The sequence below is a fragment of the Streptomyces capillispiralis genome, from assembly GCF_007829875.1.
Taxonomy (GTDB): Bacteria; Actinomycetota; Actinomycetes; order Streptomycetales; family Streptomycetaceae; genus Streptomyces; species Streptomyces capillispiralis.
The window spans coordinates 5769079-5787083 of sequence record NZ_VIWV01000001.1 but is presented as its reverse complement, the minus strand read 5'-3'; the positions used below and the strand labels follow the sequence as shown (position 1 = coordinate 5787083).

Below are 18005 nucleotides of genomic sequence, written 5' to 3'. Positions count from 1 at the left end.
CGGCAAGCCTTGACTTAGGTAAGCCTAACCATAGAACATTTGGACTCATGGACTCCTTCTCCGCTCTCATCCGCACCGCCTCCCACGAGCAGCACGTGGAGGCGGAGACGTCGACGTTCATGAGCGATCTGCTGGGCGGCCGACTGGGGGTGGACGCGTACGCGCGCTACACCGAGCAGCTGTGGTTCGTGTACGAGGCACTGGAGTCCGCCGCGCGGCGGCTGGCGCCGGACCCGGTGGCCGGCCCCTTCATCCAGCCGGAGCTATTCCGGCTGCCCTCCCTGGAGCGTGACCTGGCGCACCTGCGCGGCCCCGGCTGGCGCGCCGGCCTGACCGCCCTGCCCGCCACCCGCGCCTACGCCGACCGGGTCGCCGAGTGCGCCCGCGACTGGCCGGCCGGCTATGTCGCCCACCACTACACCCGCTACCTGGGCGACCTCTCCGGCGGCCAGATCATCCGCGACAAGGCGGAGAAGACCTGGGGCTTCGCCCGCAAGGGCGACGGCGTCCGCTTCTACGTCTTCGAGGAGATCACCAACCCGGCCGCCTTCAAGCGGGGTTACCGCGAACTGCTGGACGCGGTCCCGGTGGACGACCTGGAGAAGCAGCGCATCGTGAGCGAGTGCAAGCGGGCGTTCACCCTTAACACGGCGGTCTTCCGGGCGCTGGGCGAGGAGTTTCCCTTGTCGGCGTGAGACCGGCGGGGGTCACAGGAGCCGCAGCCCCTCCATCGCCCGGCGCAGCTCAGCGGTCCACCGCCGGTAGGCGGGCACCTTGCCGAGCGCGTCGAGGGCGACGGTCTGCCCGAGCCGGCCGAAGTCCCGTTCCGCGTCGCGCCGCCCGCCCAGTGCCGCTTTGAGCACGGCTTTCGGGTCGGCCACCTTCTCCACGTCGTACGGCACCTCCCACGCGGCGTCCCGCGTGGGAGCCGCCTCCCGCAGCGCTTCGGGGTCCGCCAGCATCCACGCCTCGGTCTCCCGCACCGGCACCAGGGCGACGATCCGGTGGGCGTCGTCCGGGAAGCGCTCACGGATCGCATCGGCCTTGTGCCGCTCGTTGTGGTCGTGGTGGATCACCACGATGTCGAAGTAGCCGAGCAACTCGGCCACTTCCTCCGCCACGAGGTCCCGGTGCGCCACGGTGAAGCGCTCACCGGCGACCACCCCCGAGTAGTCGAAACCGACCGGTGCCCCGAGGGCGAGTTCGGCGATCTGCCGGTCGATGAGCGGCACGAGGAACCACTGGTCGCTGGCCCCCTCCGTCAGGAGGGCGAGGCTCAGATACCTACGCCCCATGCGCGTACCGCCCCACCGGGTCGAGGTACTTGCGCACTTCGAGGGGGGTGACGAACGTCCCGCGCTCGCCGCTGTCGGCGACCTTCCGTGCCCGGCTCAGCCGGCGCGGCGGCCCGCCGTCGCCGAAGCGCGTCACGGTGTCCAGGAACACCACCGAGGCCGGGGCGTCCTCGAGCGCGGCGGCGAGCGCGACCGGTGAGTGCGTGGTGATCAGGACCTGCCGTCCGTCACCGGCGGTGAGCTCCGCGAGATCGCTGGTCCTGCCCCTGAGCCGGGACAACAGCTGCGGGACCCGGGTGGGGTGGAGGCCGTTCTCGGGCTCCTCGATCATGAGGAACCCCTCGTGGTCGGGGTCGTGGGCGGCGGCGAGCAGCGCCAGCACGCGCAACGTGCCCGCCGACGCCGCGCCCGGGGTGACGCGGTGTTCGTGCCGGTGCTGGAGCCAGACGTCCCACTGACTCCACTCGGCGTTCGCCTCCGCCGTAATCTCCACAAGGTCGGGGAGCAGGGCCATGACGTCGGCACGGAAGTCGTACCAGCGCTCCGGATCCCGGGCGATCCGCCCCAGGACGGCGCCGAGGTTCTTGCCGTCCTCCGCGAGGGGAGCGGTGTCGTAGGTGGAGGAGACGACGCGCATCGCCTTGGGGGAGGGTTCGAGGATCCGCCAGTTCCGCGTGGCCGCGGCCAGCTCCCCGCGGTACGCGGCGTCCTGGACGGGCTGCTCGATGCAGTGCAGCTGACCGGTCTCGTCGGGGTGGAGGCGGGGCGGTACGGGCGGGGTCCAGTCCGGGTCCCCCGTCCAGTCCCAGTGGTCGTGGACGTTGAGCACCTCGGTGTCGACGCGCAGCGGATCCGGCGGGTCCGCGTACGTGACCCTGACCTCGACCCGGAGGTGGCAGTACCCGAGACGGCCGTGCACGACGACATGGGCCGCGATCCGCATGACGTCGACCGGCGCTCCGTCCGGGCCGCGCCGGAACAGTTCCTTCGGGCCGCCCCGGCGGGCGTGGTCGACCAGGGTCTGACTGGTCGGCTCCCGGATCAGCTGCCCCAGCAGGTCGACGGCCTCCAGCAGATTGGACTTGCCCGAGGCGTTGGCTCCCACCAGGACGGTGAACGGCAGCAGGTCGAGGGCGAAACCGTCGAACGACTTGTACCCGTCGATCTCGATCCGCGTGATCATCCCGCCGCCTCCTCTCCACGCTGCCGCATGTGCACTGCGCCACATTATCCGGCGCGTTCCTCCGTCCGTACGGTCAGTGCGTCGGCGGCGGGCAGCCGCAGGGACGGGCCCTCGTCGAACTCCAGGACGACGGCGGGGCCGCCTGCCGCGTACGGATCGCTGCGCACCCCGGCGACGGTGCGCCAGGCGCCCCACACGCGGACCTGCTGCCCGGCCCGGACCATCACGGCCGCGACATCGCGGGTCCCGGGGGCCGCCGGGATGTCCGGAGCCTTCAGCTCCGCGAACACCGTCTTCCCGATGCCGGCGGTGCGGCGTTCGTAACCCCAGCGGTGGGCGAGCGCCGCGACGAGGAGCAGGCCCCGCCCGCCGGTCTCGTCGTCGCCGGGCTCCCGCACTTCGGGGCGTCCGCCGCCGGCGTCGCTCACCTCGATCCGCAGCAGGCCGTCCGCCACGGAGCGGCTGATCCGTACGCCGACCTGCCGGTCGCCCGGCGCGGGGACGCGGAGCGCGTTGGTGACCAGCTCCGACAGCACCAGCTCGGCGGTGTCGAGGGTCTCCTGACCCACACCCCACTCACCGAGCACGGCGTGCAGCGCGGCCCGCGCACGGGGGACGCTGCGGCGGCTGCGCGGGAGCCGGAAGGTGAGGTCGTTCGACGAGGTCATGGGGCCCTCCTCAGGAGTTCGGCGTCGGCGGCGAAATCCGCGTGGCGCATGTCCCTGCGGGACTGCACACACGGACAGGCTGGAGGCGCATGGCGCGAACTAGCAACGTTTCCAGTAGAGATGTGCCGGATATTCCATCTTTCGAGTTACGGCACGCCCATCCCGTCCACGCCACTGCTAGAGGTGTTGCCATGTCTGCGAACACCACCGCTTCCAGCCCGTCGACCGTCCTCGGCCGCCAACTCGGCGACGAGTTGCGCCGGCTGCGCGAGACCGCCGGGCTCACCACCGCGCAGGCCGCCGAGGCGCTCGACTGCACCAAGGGAAAGATCAGCCGCATCGAGAACGGCCGCGTGACGGTGCGCATCCCGGACCTGACGGCGATGCTGCTCGCGTACGGATCCACGGACGCCGACCTCCGTGGACGGCTCAGCACGCTCGCCCGCAAGGCCAACCGGCGCCGCAGGCGGGGATGGTGGAACCAGTACGGGCCGGTGCTGGCCGACACCTACCGCGACTACATCGCGCTCGAGGCCATGGCGGGGACGATCCGCACGTTCCAGGCCCAGTTGGTGCCGGGCCTGCTGCAGACCCCGGAGTACATCCGCGCCGTGACCGTCGCCTCGCACCAGTGGAGGACGGCGGACGAGATCGAGCAGTTCGTGCAGGTGCGCCTCGCCCGCCAGGAACGCCTCGTCAGCGACTCCCCGCTGCAGCTGTGGGCGGTGCTGTCCGAGGCGGTGCTCCTCCAGCAGGTCGGAGGGCCGGAGGTGATGGCGGCGCAGTTGGAACAGCTTCTGACCTCGTCCGAGCAGCCCAACGTGACCATCCAGGTCCTGCCGTTCTCCCGCGGAGCCCATGCGAGTATGTTCGGGCCGTACGTCGTACTGGGCTTCCCCGAGGAAGCGGCGCTCGACGTGGTCCTGGCGGACAACCCCACCGGTTCGATGTGGCTGGAGCGGGAGGCCGAAGTCGCCCGCTACCAGGAGCTGTTCGACGCCGCCCGTACGTCCGCGCTGTCCCCGGTGGAGTCCCGCACGGTCATCCGACGCAGGGCCAAGGAGCACAGGGCATGAACACCCACGGCATACCGAACCTGGCGGACGCGGAGTGGCGCAGCAGTACGTACAGCGGGGGCAACAACGAGTGCCTGGAACTCGCCCACGGCGTCCCCTCTTTCGCCCCGGTCCGGGACAGCAAGGCCCCGGAGGGAGCGGTGATCCTCTTCGGCCATGAAGCCTGGAAGGCTTTCGTCACGGAGTTGGGGCGTCAGCGTTCCAGGTAGACCCTGCCGCCGATCTCCGTCCAGCCTTCCGGCTGCGGGGCCGTGAGGATCTGGGAGCCCGTGCCCTGGGTGATGTTCAGGGCTCGGCCCAGCCTGTCCGTGAGGAGGAGGGCCGCCGCGCCCGTCGCCTCGTCCTCGTCGATGCCGTCGTCGCGGCCGGGGAAGGCGCGGGCGCGGACACGGCCCGCCGCCTCGTCCAGCCAGGCCCAGGCGTAGATCCACTCCCCCTTCGGCGGCACCTCCAGGTCGTCCACCTCGGCGGCGGTGGCGTACTGGCGCAGGGTGCGCGGCGGCGCCCACTCCGCGCGGGCCTCGATCCAGCAGAACTCCCCGTCCTGCCGGGCGCCCACCACCCCGGCCGGGGTGACGAGCTCGGGGACGTCGAGGAGCCAGGCCGTGCCGACGCAGGGGTGGCCGGCGAAGGGCAGGCGCAGGCTGGGGGTGTAGATGTCGATCACCCCGCGCTCGGGGTCGTCGACGAACACGGTCTCGCTGAAACCGAGTTTCGCGGCGAGCGCCTGCCGGTCCTCCCGCTCGGGCAGTACGGAGCCGTCGCGGACGACCCCGAGTTCGTTGCCGTAGCCGCCCCGGGGTCCGCAGAAGACGCGCAGCACGTCGTAGTCAGTCACGGGGGCATTCAAGCATCGCGCGCGCGGAGTGGGAGGTCAGCGCGCGAACGGGCGAACAGCGGGACCGTGCGGGTGCCGGGGACCGCGCCGAGGAATCCGTTCCCTCGGGGGCGCACCTAGGGGTGACCCCGAGGGGCCGGGGGCGGATATGCGGGGGTGGTCTCCTGCGCGTGCACGATCTCGCGGGCGTTCCCGATCACCAGGATGGTGTGCGTTCGAGTCTCTCAACTCTCTTCCACATCAAGGAGCTTCGGCCCATGAACGCCCGTACGCGTACCCGTGTCCGCACCGTGCTCGTCTCCTCCGTGCTGGGGGCCCTGGTCCTCGGTCCGCTCGCCGGGGCGGCCGCCGCCCAGCCGCAGCCCCCGCTGCGGACCGCCTCGGCGGCCGTCGACGGCCCCGACACCGCCGCGCTGGAGAAGGCGCTCGTGGGGATACCGGACGGGGACGTCTCGGCGGCGCTCGTCCGGGTGGGCGGGAAGGGAAGCTGGACGGGGAGCGCCGGTGTCCGCGACCTGCGGACGGGGGCGCCCGCGCTGGAGAACGCCCGGTTCCGGGCCGGGTCCACGACGAAGACGGTCACCGCGGCGCTCGTGCTCCACCTCGTCGCGGAGGGCCGGGTCGACCTGGACGCGCCCGTCACCCGCTATCTGCCCGGCCTGCTGCCGGCCTCCTTCACCGAGCCGCCGACCATCCGGCACCTGCTCACCTACACCAGCGGCCTCCAGCCCGGCGCCAACCTGGGCTCGACCACCGAGGAGATGTACGAGAACCGGTTCCGCACCCTCACCCCGGAGCGGGTGGTCGCCGCGGCCGTCGCCAAGGGGCCGGCGTTCACCCCGGGGGAACGGCAGGTGTACCGGAACATCGACTACACGGTGCTCGGCCTGCTCGTCGAGAAGGTGACCGGCGACAGCTACGAGCACCAGGCCGAGGTGCGCCTCTTCCGTCCGCTGGGCATGCGGCACACGAGTTTCCCGGCCGGGCCGGACCCGCGCGTCCACGGCCCGCACCACCGGGCCTACGCGGACATCGGCGGGGTGACCACCGACGTCACGGAGTGGAACATGTCCGACCGCTGGGCGGCCGGGAACATGATCTCCACCACCGCCGATCTGGAGCGCTTCCTGGTCGCCCTGTTCGAGGGCCGGGTGGTGCCGCAGCGGCTGCTGGACCAGATGTTCACCGTGCCCGACATCGAGGGCGCGACGTACGGCATGGCCTGGCAGCGCTTCGTCCACAACGGGACGGAGATCTGGGGCAAGACCGGGTCGCGGCCCGGCTACCACACGGTGCTGGCCGCGACCCGTGACCTGTCCCGGACGGTCGTGCACTCGGTGAACGCCAAGAGCGCCCGGGAGGACGGCTTCCCGCTCGTCGCGCGGTTCGCGCTGCCCGCCTTCAACCGCTAGGCACCTTCGGGGATCCGGGCGGAGAAACCATCGGGGTCACTCTGGGGGGCGGAGCGGACGGTGTGCTCCGGGTGCCCGGCCGCGAACGGGGGCCGGTAAGGTTCGCCTCCGGAAAGGGGAGGGTGACGGAACCGGATGAGCAGGGATCTCGGCCTTCGAAGGCTCAACAGGCTCCGCAGGCTTGACCGGAGCGTGCTGATGGCGGCGTCGGTGTCCGCCTTGTCGCTGACCGCGAGCGGCTGTGTCGTGGTGCACGGCGAGCGCGAGGTGCTCCCGGCCACCACCCGCGCGGAAGCCGCGAAGGCGCTCGAGGAGTTCACGGCCGCGTACAACGCCGCCGACAAGGCGTACGACGGTTCCCTGGACGCCGACCACACCACCGGCGCCCTCGCCGACATCGACGCGGCGCGGCTGAAGGCCGGGCGGGCCAACAGCCCGGAGGGCAACCCGAACCACGCGCCGCTGGAGCTGACGGACGCGAAGTTCACCATCGTCGAGAAGGCGGGCTGGCCGCGCTGGTTCGTCGCGGACGCGGCCGGCAACAAGGGCGGCTCGTCGCGCTGGCTGCTGGTGTTCACCCGGGACGGGCTGGACGAGCCGTGGGAGGTGGCGTACCTGACGCTGGTGGCCCCGGACGACGTACCGGAGTTCAAGACGGACGAGCACGGCTGGGCCGAGGCGGTGCCCGCGAACTCGACCGAACTGGCGTTGGCGCCGGGCAAGTTGAGCCAGGGCTACGCGACGTATCTGAAGGGCGGCGGGGACGCGTTCGCCGAGGGGCCGCACACCAGCGCCTGGCGGGCGCTGCGCGGGAAGCGGGCCGAGCGGCCGGGTCTGGTCACCCAGTACATCGACGAGCCGATGACGAACGGCGACTACGCGCCGCTGGCGCTGCGCACGAAGGACGGCGGGGCGCTGGTGTTCTTCACCACGCGCCACTTCGAGAAGCAGACCGCGGCGGCGGGGGCGGCCGTGCCGACGCCGAACAAGGACGTGCTGGCGCTGACGGAGGGCGAGATCACGCAGTCGCTGACGATGGAGTTCGTCTCCAACGAGGTGGCGCTCGACCCGGCCGACGGGCCGGTGGAGGTCCTGGGGCGGATCCAGGGACTGACGGCGGCGAAGGGCGAGTAGGTCCCGGCGCCGCTCAGTGGCGCAGGGGCCAGGCCGTGCCCGCGTGGTCGGACGGGTCCCCGGCGTGGCGGGCGCAGGATTCGGTGAGGACCTCGAGGAGGCTCAGCGGGTCCGGAAGCGGATGCTCGGGGCCGCGTACCCAGTGCACCGACTGGTCGTCGTCGCCGGGCAGCCGGGCGGGCGGGACGAGGACGTAGGAGCCGCGGCAGTGCCAGCGCAGGCCCGGGTGCTCGTCCATGGTCTCGGGGTGGCAGTCCAGCTCGCACGGCCACCACTCGTCCTCGTCCTCGGGGGTGCCGCGGGTGAGGGTGAAGAACAGCAGGCGGCCGTCGTCGCTCTCGGCGACGGGGCCGACCTCGATACCGGCGTCGAGCAGGCGGGTGAGGGCCTCGCGGCCGGCGTCGAGGGGGACGTCGAGGACGTCGTGCACCATGCCGGTCGCGGTGATGAAGTTGGCCTGCGGCTGATGGCGGGCCCAGCGCTCGATCTGCGCGCGGTCGGTGGTCGACTGCGTCTGCCAGGCGAACGACACCGGGTGCCGGGCGGGGGTCGGACAGCCCACGCGGTCGCAGGAGCAGCCGTATCCGGCGGCGGGATGGGCGGCGGGCGCGAGCGGCAGTCCCGCGTCGGCGGCAGCGAGCAGCAGGGCCTCACGGCCGCCCTCGTCGGGGGCCTCCTTCGGGCGGCGTCCGCGCAGCCACTGGGAGAGCCTGCCCTGCCGGCCGGTGCGACCGCCGAACTCCGCGCTCATCTATCCCCTCGCCTCGCCGTCGTGCGGAACAGCATGCCCTATGGTCCCACGATCGTGCGCGTCGGGGGGCCGGAGCCCACAATCGGCGCAGGTGGGACGAGGCCGTACCGACGGGACGAGGGGTACCCGGTGGGGCGAAGGGGATGCGTGCCGGGTGCGGTGCACCGGATCGGGTGCCACAGCGCGCCCCGCCGGGAGGTGCGCCCCTACCGTGGTCGTCATGGTCACAAGCATCGTCGCGACGGGCCTGGCGGCCGTGGCCTCCGTGGTCTCGCTGACCCTCGCGGGGCACGGCGGCGGCCACCCGGGCCCGCTGGAGTGGGGCGGCGCACCGCTGACGGTGGACTCGCTGCCGCGGGTGCCCTACGTCGCCCACCGGGGCGGGGCGCGGGAGGTGCCCGAGAACAGCATGTCGGGACTGATGGCGGCGTACCGGCGCGGGACGGCGCAGGTGCTGGACGTGGACACGCGGGTGCTGCGCGACGGTACGCCGGTGGCCTTCCACGACGCGTCGCTGAACCGCACCACGTTCCTGGGCGGCGAGGTGCGGCTGCTGGACGCCCGCGAGTGGCGGGGCGTACGGCTGCGGCCGCGGGACCGGCTGCCGGGGAGCTGGCGCGCGGAGCGGCCGCCTACCGTGGCCGAGGTGCTGGACCGCTTCGGCGGGCGGATCGTGCTGATGCTGGAGGCGAAGGACCCGCGCGGTGTCGACCGGCTGGCCGCGCTGATCCGCTCCCGCGGGCTGACCCGCTCGGTGTTCGTGAACACCAACGACCCCGAGGTGGCCCGGCGCGTCCACGGCCTGGGCCTGCTGACCCAGTTGTGGCGCTCGGCCCGCCAACTGCGCACCGACCGCCCCGAGCGCTGGCGGCCCTACGTCGACCTGCTCGACGTCGACATCAGGGCCCGGGACGCGGACCTCCGGCGCGCGGTGCGCTCCGGCATCCCCCGGGTGTGGGCGCACACGGTCGTCACCCCGGCCCAGCGCGACCGCGCGCTGGCGCTGGGCTGCGACGGCATCATCACGGACGCCCCGGGCCGGCTGGCCCGGCATCCGGCGCGGACGCCCGGGGCGGTGAGCGCGGCGCTGGGGCGGTGAGCGCGGCGCTGGGGCGGTGAGCGCCGCGCCGGGCCGGTGAGCGCCGCGCCGGGCCGGTGGGCGGCCGGGAGCGGCGGCGGCTCGACCCGGCCGGCGGGGGCCGGGGTGGCGGCGGGCTCAGCGGGGGGTGAGGCCGTACAGCGCGTAGTCGACGAGGGTGTCGGTGTACTCGTAGGTGATCGGGCCGGTGTACTGCAGCCAGCGCTGGGCGAGCGGGGAGACGAAGAGTTCCAGGGCGATGCGCGGGTCGACGCCGGGGCGGATGTCGCCGGCCCGCTGGGCGGAGCGCAGACGGTCGACGTAGAGCTGGAGCGAGGGTTCCAGCAGGTGGGCGACGAACCGGCGGCCGAGTTCCTCGTTGACCACGCCCTCGGCGGCCAGGGCGCGGGACGGGGCCTCGAAGACGGGGTCGCGCAGTTCGTCGACCGTGGCGCGCAGGATCTGCTTGAGGTCGGCGGCGAGGTCGCCGGTGTCCGGGATGGCGTACGGGACCTGTCCTGCGGCGCGGGCGGCCTGCTCGCTCAGGTCGAGGAACGCCTCCAGCAGGACGTCCGCCTTCGACGGCCACCAGCGGTAGATCGTCTGTTTGCCGACGCCCGCGCGGGCGGCGATGCCCTCGATGGTCGTCTTCGGGTAGCCGACCTCGGCGACCAGGGCGAGGGCGGCGTCGTAGATGGCCCGCCGGGAGCGCTCGCTGCGGCGGGTGGCATCCGGGGCGGAGGGAGGGACGGAGTGCTGAGGAGCCATGGGTCGAATTTAACAGGTTGACAAGACGGTGCGTCTCGCCGGACAGTGGAAGAGGTTCGAGCGAGACGATACGTCTCGTGCAACGTGGAGGGAGACAGTCATGGCACGAGGTGGAGCCGGAAACATGCTGGGCGTCGGCGGCACCCGGCAGCACCTGGGCCGCGAAGCCCTGCGCGGGAGCGGACGCGGCGGCCGGGTCGGGGGCGGCCTCGACCCGCAGGCGCAGAAGCGGGAACTGCTGCGCAAGCTCCAGGAGAAGCGGCAGGAGCAGCGGCACCAGGAGCGGCAGGAAGGGGACTGAGGGAAGTGCGGGGCGGCGCGGTCCGGTCAGCCGGCCGCGGGCGGCCAGGCGTCGCCCCAGTCGGCGTCGCGGGCCGCCCGGTACAGGTCGCCGTGGCGCTTGGTGACGGTGGTGCGGCTCAGGGACGGGTCCTTCTCGCAGAGGTCGAGGAGGACCTGTCCCTTGCGGATCTGCGGCTTGCGGACGACCCGGGCGGGGGCCGGGGCGACCTCGCGGCGGGTGGCGGCGACATAGCCGAACTTCTCGTCCTCGTAGGCGAGGGAGCCGCCCTTGACCTGGCGGTGCAGCGAGGAGCGGCTGACCCGCGCCGAGAAGTGGCACCAGTCCGTGCCGGGGACGATGGGGCAGGCGGCGCTGTGCGGGCAGGGGGCGGCGACACGGAAGCCGGCGGAGACCAGGCGGTCGCGGGCCTCGACGAGGCGGGCGTAGCCGTCGGGGGTGCCGGGCTCCACGATCACCACGGCCTGCGCCGCCCCCGCGGCGGCGTCGACCAGGGCGGCCCGGTCGGCGGCGGTGAGCTCGTTGAGGACGTAGGAGACGGTGACGAGGTCGGTGCTGTCGAGCGCGAGCGCCGGTCCGATGCGGGAGCGCTGCCAGCGGGCGCCGTCCAGGGCCGGGTGCGCGGCGGCGAGTTCCCGGCCGAGGGCGAGGGCCGGTTCGGCCCAGTCCAGGACCGTCACGGGGCGTGTGCCGTCCCAGGTCGCGCTCACCGCCCAGGCGGCCGCGCCGGTGCCGCCGCCGACGTCCACGTGGCCGCCGGGCGTCCATCCGGGCACCGCGTCGGCGAACGCCTCCAGCGCCGAGCGGACCGCCTCGAACGTCGCGGGCATGCGGTAGGCGGCGTACGCGGCCACGTCGGCCCGGTCCCGCAGGATGGGGGCCTCGGTGGGGGTGGCGCCCCGGTAGGTGGCGATCAGCCGCTCGACGGCCTGCGCGGCCTGCCGCGGCGGGAGCCCGTCGAGCAGCGCGGCGAGGGCGGAGCGCAGGGTCCCGGCGACGGCCGGGCGGTCGGCGGGCAGGCGGGCGGGGGCGTTCACGTCACGATTCTCTCAGGTCCGCCGGACCGCCCGGCCCGGGCGCCCGGATGCCCCGCACCGCCCGCGCCACCCGGGTGGCCGCCTCCGCCCTGGGCGTGTGGTCCGGGGCCGCGGGCCGGCGCGGGTGGACCGTGGTGGCCAGCAGGACCAGGAAGGTGTCCGTGGCCCGGTCCAGGACCAGGGAGGTGCCGGTGAACCCGGTGTGGCCGGCGGCCCCGCGTCCCGCCAGTTCGCCCATGAACCACGGCTGGTCCACGGCGAAGCCCAGGCCGGGCGGGGCGAGCAGCAGGTCCACGAAGTCGGGGCCGAGGATGCGGGCGGGCCCGTAGGAGCCGCCGGCCAGCAGGGTGCGGCAGAACACCGCCAGGTCGCGGCCGGTGGAGAACAGCCCCGCGTGACCGGCGACCCCGCCCAGCGCCCAGGCGTTCTCGTCGTGCACCTCGCCCCGCAGCATCCCCCGGTCCGCCTTGGCCCACGGCCGCCGCTGGTCCTCCGTGGCCGCCGCGTCCGGGCAGGGCCCGAAGGCGGTCGCGGTCATGCCGAGCGGCCGGGTGATGCCGTCGCGCACCAGGACGTCGAGGGGACGGCCGGTGAGCCGCTCCAGGACGTGCTGGAGCAGCAGCATGTTCAGGTCGGAGTAGCGGTAGGCGCCGGGCGGCCCGGCGGGGCGCTCCGCGCGGAGCAGCGCCAGGCGTTCGGTGTCGTCGGCGCAGTCGTACAGCGGGAGTTCGGGGCGCAGCCCGGAGGTGTGGGTGAGCAGCTGCCGGACGGTGACGCCGTGCCGGGCCGCCCCCGTGAACTCCGGCAGGTACGCGCCCACCCGGGCGTCGATGCCGAGCGTGCCCCGCTCGATCTGCTGCACCGCGGCCACCGAGGTGAACAGCTTGGTCAGGGAGGCGAGGTCGAACGGGGTGTCCACGGTCATCGGCACGCGCCGCTCCGGCGGCAGCTCCACCGGGGTGTCCGTCTCCTCGTCGTGGGCCGCGTAGCGCACGGCCCAGCCCGCCGCCTCCTGCACGGCGAGCACCGGGCCGCGGCCGACGACCACGACGGCGCCCGCCGCCCAGGGGCGCTCGCCGTCGGTGCGGGCGTGGATCCCGTGCACCAGGCGGCGCAGTTCCCCGGCGTCCAGTCCGGCCCGTTCCGGGGTGCCGTGGCGCAGTCTCGGCGCGCTCAGATGCCCCCGCCCTTCGCGTTCGTCCGCCCCTTCCACGGGCGGCACATTCCCAGGAAGCAGGCCAGCGCCACCAGGGCGGAGGCCAGTTGGACGACGGCCATCGGGACGGCGGTGTCCTCCCCGGCGACGCCGACCAGCGGGGAGGCGATCGCGCCGATGAGGAAGGACGTCGTGCCGAGCAGGGCCGAGGCGGAGCCGGCCGCGTGCCGGGTGCGCAGCAGGGCGAGCGTCTGCGTGTTGGGCAGGGTGATGCCCATCGCGGACATCAGCACGAACAGCGCGGCGGCCACGGGCACCAGCCCCACCTCGCCGAACGTGCCCAGCGACATCAGCAGCAGCGCGACCGCGGCGACGACCACGACGGCCAGCCCGAGACCGAGCACCAGGTCGAGGCGGACCCGACCGACCAGCACCTTGCCGTTGATCTGCCCGAGGAGCACCAGCCCGATCGAGTTCAGCCCGAACAGCAGGCTGAACGTCTGCGGGGAGGCGCCGTAGATCTCCTGGATCACGAACGGGGAGGCCGCGACGTAGGCGAAGAGGGAGGCGAAGGCGAAGCCGCCGGTGAGCATGTAGCCGGTGAAGGAACGGTCGGTGAGCAGCCCGCGCATGGAACCGAGGGCCTCGCCGACGCCTCCGCGGTGCCGGTCGGCGGGGGCCAGGGTCTCCGGCAGCTTCGCCCAGACGACGGCCGTCAGGAGCGCCCCGACGGCGACGAGGACGACGAACACGCCCCGCCAGTCCGTCACCCGCAGGATCTGCCCGCCGATGAGCGGTGCCACGATCGGCGCGACCCCGGAGATCAGCATGAGGGTCGAGAAGAAGCGGGCCATCGCCACGCCGTCGTACAGGTCGCGGGCGACCGCCCGCGCGATGACGATGCCGGCCGCGCCCGCGAGGCCCTGCACCAGCCGGAAGGCGACGAGGAGTTCCACGGTGGACGCGACCGCGCACAGCGCGGTGGCGATCACGTAGACCACGAGGCCGATGAGGAGCGGGCGGCGGCGGCCCCAGCGGTCGCTCATCGGCCCGACCACCAGCTGCCCGAGCGCCATGCCGGCCAGGCAGGCGGTGAGGGTGAGCTGGACGGTGGCGGCGGGCGCGTGCAGGGCCTCGGTGACCTCCGGGAGGGCGGGGAGGTACATGTCCATCGCCAGGGGCGGGGTGGCGGTCAGACCGCCGAGCACGAGGGTGACCAGCAGGCTCGTGCGGCGGACGGTGGCCGCGCGGAGCGCCGCGCCGGCCGTCGCCGGGTTCGGGGCCGCGGCCGTCGCCGGTGCCCCGCTCGTGTCCGGATGCGCTGTCGACCCGGATATGGACGCCCCACCCTCGGGCATGTGACCCCTCCCTTTTCACGCCGTCGGCTCCCTATGCTCTCAGCTCGTACGGAGTGCTCGGCGTCAACGGCGATGTCATGGGAGCGCTTCCATCGAGATCGCTTCACGATGTGACGAACGACACGAGCAAGGTGGGACGCATGACAGAGCAGAAGGTGCGCTGGGGAATCCTGGCGACGGGCGGGATCGCCGCGACGTTCACGGCGGACCTCGTGGACATGCCGGACGTGGAGGTCGTGGCGGTGGCGTCGCGGTCGCCGGAGCCGGCGAAGGCGTTCGCCGAGCGGTTCGGGATACCGCGGGCGTACGGCGACTGGGAGTCGCTGGCCGGGGACGAGGAGGTCGACGTCGTCTACGTCGCCACCCCGCACTCGGCGCACCGCGCGGCGGCCGGGCTGATGCTGGAGGCCGGGCGGAACGTGCTGTGCGAGAAGCCGTTCACGCTGAACGCCCGGGAGGCGGGCGAACTGGTCGCGCTGGCGCGGGACAACGGGCGCTTCCTGATGGAGGCCATGTGGATGTACTGCCATCCCATGGTGCGGCGGCTGAAGGCGCTGGTCGACGACGGTGCGATCGGTGAGGTGCGCCATGTGTCGGCGGACTTCGGGCTCGCCGGTCCGTTCCCGGCGTCGCACCGGCTGCGCAACCCCGCGCTGGGCGGGGGCGCGCTGCTGGACCTCGGGGTGTACCCGGTGTCGTTCACGCAGCTGCTGCTCGGGGAGCCGTCGGACGTCGTGGCGCGGGCGACGCTCTCCGAGGAGCGCGTCGACCTCCAGACGGGGGCGCTGCTGTCCTGGGACGACGGCGCTCTCGCCTCGGTCCACTGCTCCATCGTGGGCGGTACGGCGACCTCCGCGTCGATCACGGGTTCCGAGGGCCGGATCGACATCCCGTACGGCTTCTTCTTCCCGGACCGGTTCGTGCTGCACCGGGACGGCCGTGACGCCGAGGAGTTCACGGCCGACCCGGCGGACGGTCCCCGCGCCAGCCTCAAGCACGAGGCCGCCGAGGTGGCGCGGGCGCTGCGGGCGGGCGAGACCGAGTCGCCGCTCGTGCCGCTCGACGGCACCCTCGCCGTGATGCGGACGCTCGACGCGATCCGGGACCGCGTCGGCGTCCGCTACCCGGGCGAGGTGCGCTGAGCGACGGCCGGGGGCCGGGGGTCAGGCGGGCCTGAGGCCCGGCTCCCCCGCCGCGGTGACGAAGGACGCCGCCGTCGTGACCGGTGCCCCCGGCCGGGTCACGTACGGCACCGTCCGGAAGTCGGCCCGTGCCGCCTCCTGCCCCAGCTCGACGGTCACATAGCCGCGCCGCCCGTTGTAGAACCGCAGGTGCGGGTTGGCGGTCATGTAGGTGTCCCAGTTCGCGGGCCGCTCGGAGCCGTCCTTGCCGCTGGCGATCGAGGTGGCCACGATCTCGGTGCCGACGGTCCGGGAGGCCGGGTCGTCGAAGTCGTCCTTGATGTCGAAGGCGTAGCCCACGTGGACGTCGCCGGTGAGCACCATCAGGTTCTCGATCCCGGCGTCGCGCGCTCCGTCGAGGACGCGGCGGCGGGAGGCGCGGTAGCCGTCCCAGGCGTCCATGGACAGCCGTGAGGGCGTCGTGAGGTCGAACCTGCGCTGGGAGAAGACGACCTGCTGCGGCACGACGTTCCACAGCGCCCGCGAGGAGCGCCAGCCGTCCAGCAGCCAGCGTTCCTGGGACTCGCCGGTCATGGTGCGCGACGGGTCGTCGACGTCCGGGCCGGGCAGCTGGGCGCCGTCGCCGTACACCTGGTCGGAGCGGTACTGGCGGGTGTCGAGCACGTCGAACTGGGCGAGGCGGCCCCAGTGCAGGCGCCGGTACAGCCGCATGTCGGGGCCCTCGGGGCGCTGGGGGCTGCGCAGCGGCTGGTTCTCCCAGTAGGCGCGGTAGGCGGCGGCGCGGCGCAGCAGGAACTCCTCCGGCGGGACGCTGTTCTCCGGGGTGCCGTCGGCGTAGTTGTTCTCGGTCTCGTGGTCGTCCCAGGTGACGACGAAGGGGTGGGCGGCGTGCGCGGCGCGCAGGTCGGGGTCGCTGCGGTAGAGGGCGTAGCGCAGCCGGTAGTCCTCCAGGGTCACGGTCTCGCGGTTGAACAGGGCGGGCAGGGTCCGGTCGGTGTAGGCGCGGGCGCCGCCCGCGGAGTTGACGGCGTACTCGTAGAGGTAGTCGCCGAGGTGGAGGACCACGTCGACGTCCTCGGCGGCGAGATGGGCGTACGGGGTGAAGTAGCCGTCGTGGTACGCCTGGCAGGAGACGGCGGCGAGGGTGAGGGAGGCGGGGCGGCCGTCCGGCGCGGGGGCGGTGCGGGTGCGGCCGGTGGGGCTGATCCAGCGGCCGGCGCGGAAGCGGTAGTACAGGACGCGGTCGGGGGCGAGGTGGGCGACCTCGGCGTGCACCGTGTGGTGGTACTCGGGGTGGGCGGTCGCGGTGCCGCGTCTGGCGATCCGGCGGAACCCCTCGTCGTACGCCACCTCCCAGTGCACGGTGACGCGTTCGGCGGGCAGGCCGCCGTCGGGCTGGAACGGGGCGGGGGCGAGCCGGGTCCACAGGAGCACGGAGCCGGGCAGCGGGTCGCCGGAGGCGACACCGAGGGTGAAGGGGTCGTCGGTGATGCGCGCGGCGTCGAGTTCGGCGGCGGCCGCGGTGCCCGCGGCGGGCACGCCGACCGCGAAGGCGAGCGCGGCGGCGGCGCCGGTCGCGGTCAGGAAGCGGCGGCGGCCGATGTGGCGGGCCGCGGCGCGGAGTTCGGGGGCGTGTTGTGACGGACGGGCCTCGGGTGTCATCCGGTCCTCCCCTGGCGTGTGGATGCGGGAGGAATTGGAGTGGCCGGGGACGGCCCTGCATTGACGCGCACACGGCATCCGGATGACGGTCGCATGAGGTCCGCGTGGCGGACCCTCGCCTACGCTGCGGGCCCATGAATGCCAAGCGAACGGACGGGCGGACGAGGATCGCGGTGGTGACCGGGGCGGGCTCCGGCATCGGGCGTGCGGTGGCCGTGGAGCTGCTGCGCACGGGCTGGTCGGTGGCGCTGGCGGGCCGGCGCCCCGGCGCGCTGGAGGAGACGGCGGCGCTGGCGGAGGAGGCGGGCCGGGGCCGCCGGGGAGCCGGCCGGGGGCGAGGCGCTCGCCGTGCGGACGGACGTGTCGCGCCCGCGGGACGTGGAGGCCCTGTTCGCCGCCGCCGTCGGGCGCTTCGGCCGGGTGGACCTGCTGTTCAACAACGCGGGGACGTTCGGTCCCGGCGGGGTGCCGGTGGAGGAGCTGCCCTACGAGGCGTGGCGGCACGTGGTGGACACCAATCTCAACGGGGCGTTCCTGTGCGCGCAGGCGGCGTACCGGCAGATGAAGGAACAGGACCCCCAGGGCGGGCGGATCATCAACAACGGCTCCGTCTCCGCGCACACGCCGCGGCCGCTGTCGGTGGCCTACACCGCGACCAAGCACGCGCTGACGGGCCTGACCAAGTCGCTGTCGCTGGACGGGCGGCCGTACCGGATCGCGGTGGGCCAGATCGATATCGGCAACGCGGCGACCGACATGACGGAGCGCATGCGGACCGGCGCCCTCCAGGCCAACGGGGAGACCGCTCCCGAGCCGGTGATGGACGTCGCGGACGTGGCCCGCACGGTGCGGCACATGGCGGAGCTGCCGCTGGAGGCCAACGTGCAGTTCGCCACCGTCCTGGCGACGGCGATGCCGTACGTCGGCCGCGGCTGAGGGCGTACGCCCGCGACCGGCCCCCTCAACCGGAATTTCAACGTCCGCAGTATTGCGGCCGGTAGTGGAACTATGCTCAACTCTCCTACACCAAAGCTTCACACTTGGAGCAGGCGCCTTCCGTAGACCATCTCCAGGGGGGAGGCGGCAGCCGTTCCACTCCACCGGGTTGGGGGTGGACCCGCGCGGGATACCGCGGGTACGCGCCGG

Annotated in this window: 18 protein-coding genes and 1 pseudogene; 9 read left to right on the top strand and 10 right to left on the bottom strand. The window is 73.5% G+C overall.

Translation table 11 applies throughout. The annotated features are described in order from the left end of the window. The first annotated feature begins 47 nt into the window (after positions 1–47). Entirely contained in the window at positions 48–695 is a 648-nt protein-coding gene (locus FHX78_RS25170) for a biliverdin-producing heme oxygenase (protein WP_145869672.1), read from the top strand. A 12-nt stretch (positions 696–707) separates the two neighbouring features. Here FHX78_RS25170 and FHX78_RS25165 read toward each other — a convergent pair whose 3' ends face one another. The 3 genes from FHX78_RS25165 to FHX78_RS25155 are packed head-to-tail and all read right to left on the bottom strand — an operon-like array spanning position 708 to position 3146. Then, the gene (locus tag FHX78_RS25165; RefSeq protein ID WP_229924099.1) at positions 708–1295 is read right to left on the bottom strand and encodes a DUF4276 family protein; all 588 of its coding nucleotides are present in this window, start codon (positions 1293–1295) and stop codon (positions 708–710) included. Beyond that, on the bottom strand, positions 1285–2478 hold the full coding sequence (locus tag FHX78_RS25160; protein ID WP_145869671.1) for an AAA family ATPase: 1194 nt from the start codon (positions 2476–2478) through the stop codon (positions 1285–1287). The genes FHX78_RS25165 and FHX78_RS25160 overlap by 11 nt, the downstream gene beginning before the upstream one ends. Before the next feature lie 44 nt (positions 2479–2522). Continuing rightward, complete coding sequence (locus tag FHX78_RS25155) at positions 2523–3146, bottom strand: ATP-binding protein (RefSeq protein ID WP_145869670.1); 624 nt, start codon at positions 3144–3146, stop codon at positions 2523–2525. Positions 3147–3337: 191 nt separating this feature from the next. Here FHX78_RS25155 and FHX78_RS25150 point away from each other — a divergent pair, with 191 nt between their 5' ends. Together FHX78_RS25150 and FHX78_RS25145 are read left to right on the top strand one after the other, a co-directional pair. Further along, on the top strand, positions 3338–4222 hold the full coding sequence (locus FHX78_RS25150; protein WP_145869669.1) for a helix-turn-helix domain-containing protein: 885 nt from the start codon (positions 3338–3340) through the stop codon (positions 4220–4222). Continuing rightward, positions 4219–4431: a DUF397 domain-containing protein gene (locus FHX78_RS25145; protein WP_145869668.1), complete on the top strand. Its 213-nt coding sequence runs from the start codon at positions 4219–4221 to the stop codon at positions 4429–4431. Before FHX78_RS25150 ends, FHX78_RS25145 begins: the two co-directional genes overlap by 4 nt. Here the strand turns inward: FHX78_RS25145 and FHX78_RS25140 are convergent. Further along, positions 4416–5060, bottom strand: a complete 645-nt coding sequence (locus FHX78_RS25140; RefSeq protein ID WP_145869667.1) for a PhzF family phenazine biosynthesis protein — start codon at positions 5058–5060, stop codon at positions 4416–4418. The two genes, FHX78_RS25145 and FHX78_RS25140, sit on opposite strands and share 16 nt — an antisense overlap. Positions 5061–5317: 257 nt before the next feature. Between FHX78_RS25140 and FHX78_RS25135 the strand changes: the two genes are divergently transcribed. Both FHX78_RS25135 and FHX78_RS25125 read left to right on the top strand, forming a co-directional pair. After that, the gene (locus FHX78_RS25135; RefSeq protein WP_145869666.1) at positions 5318–6472 is read left to right on the top strand and encodes a serine hydrolase domain-containing protein; all 1155 of its coding nucleotides are present in this window, start codon (positions 5318–5320) and stop codon (positions 6470–6472) included. A gap of 135 nt (positions 6473–6607) precedes the next feature. After that, positions 6608–7606: an SCO2278 family lipoprotein gene (locus FHX78_RS25125; protein WP_229924100.1), complete on the top strand. Its 999-nt coding sequence runs from the start codon at positions 6608–6610 to the stop codon at positions 7604–7606. A gap of 13 nt (positions 7607–7619) precedes the next feature. On the opposite strand, the gene FHX78_RS25120 is transcribed toward FHX78_RS25125, so the two are convergent. Next, a complete protein-coding gene (locus FHX78_RS25120) occupies positions 7620–8357 on the bottom strand; it encodes a bifunctional DNA primase/polymerase (RefSeq protein ID WP_145869664.1) in 738 nt (245 codons plus the stop codon). A 220-nt stretch (positions 8358–8577) separates the two neighbouring features. Between FHX78_RS25120 and FHX78_RS25115 the strand changes: the two genes are divergently transcribed. Continuing rightward, positions 8578–9456, top strand: a complete 879-nt coding sequence (locus FHX78_RS25115) for a glycerophosphodiester phosphodiesterase (protein ID WP_145869663.1) — start codon at positions 8578–8580, stop codon at positions 9454–9456. Positions 9457–9573: 117 nt separating this feature from the next. Here the strand turns inward: FHX78_RS25115 and FHX78_RS25110 are convergent, their stop codons facing one another. Then, complete coding sequence (locus FHX78_RS25110; protein ID WP_145869662.1) at positions 9574–10203, bottom strand: TetR/AcrR family transcriptional regulator; 630 nt, start codon at positions 10201–10203, stop codon at positions 9574–9576. Positions 10204–10303: 100 nt separating this feature from the next. Between FHX78_RS25110 and FHX78_RS25105 the strand changes: the two genes are divergently transcribed. After that, positions 10304–10504, top strand: a complete 201-nt coding sequence (locus FHX78_RS25105; protein ID WP_145869661.1) for a DUF6243 family protein — start codon at positions 10304–10306, stop codon at positions 10502–10504. Between the two features lie 26 nt (positions 10505–10530). On the opposite strand, the gene FHX78_RS25100 is transcribed toward FHX78_RS25105, so the two are convergent. The 3 genes from FHX78_RS25100 to FHX78_RS25090 are packed head-to-tail and all read right to left on the bottom strand — an operon-like array spanning position 10531 to position 14055. Beyond that, positions 10531–11541 (bottom strand): small ribosomal subunit Rsm22 family protein, encoded by a 1011-nt coding sequence (locus tag FHX78_RS25100; RefSeq protein ID WP_189908698.1) that lies wholly within the window; start codon positions 11539–11541, stop codon positions 10531–10533. A gap of 1 nt (position 11542) precedes the next feature. After that, positions 11543–12754, bottom strand: a complete 1212-nt coding sequence (locus FHX78_RS25095) for a serine hydrolase domain-containing protein (RefSeq protein WP_145869660.1) — start codon at positions 12752–12754, stop codon at positions 11543–11545. Further along, a complete protein-coding gene (locus tag FHX78_RS25090) occupies positions 12715–14055 on the bottom strand; it encodes a multidrug effflux MFS transporter (protein ID WP_145869659.1) in 1341 nt (446 codons plus the stop codon). The genes FHX78_RS25095 and FHX78_RS25090 overlap by 40 nt, the downstream gene beginning before the upstream one ends. A 140-nt stretch (positions 14056–14195) precedes the next feature. On the opposite strand from FHX78_RS25090, the gene FHX78_RS25085 reads away from it, so the two are divergent. Next, positions 14196–15197: a Gfo/Idh/MocA family protein gene (locus FHX78_RS25085; RefSeq protein ID WP_145869658.1), complete on the top strand. Its 1002-nt coding sequence runs from the start codon at positions 14196–14198 to the stop codon at positions 15195–15197. A gap of 21 nt (positions 15198–15218) precedes the next feature. Here FHX78_RS25085 and FHX78_RS25080 read toward each other — a convergent pair whose 3' ends face one another. Continuing rightward, entirely contained in the window at positions 15219–16859 is a 1641-nt protein-coding gene (locus tag FHX78_RS25080; protein ID WP_145869657.1) for an alkaline phosphatase D family protein, read from the bottom strand. A gap of 134 nt (positions 16860–16993) precedes the next feature. Between FHX78_RS25080 and FHX78_RS25075 the strand changes: the two are divergent. Continuing rightward, a pseudogene (locus tag FHX78_RS25075) lies at positions 16994–17795 on the top strand (SDR family oxidoreductase). Positions 17796–18005 lie beyond the last annotated feature (210 nt).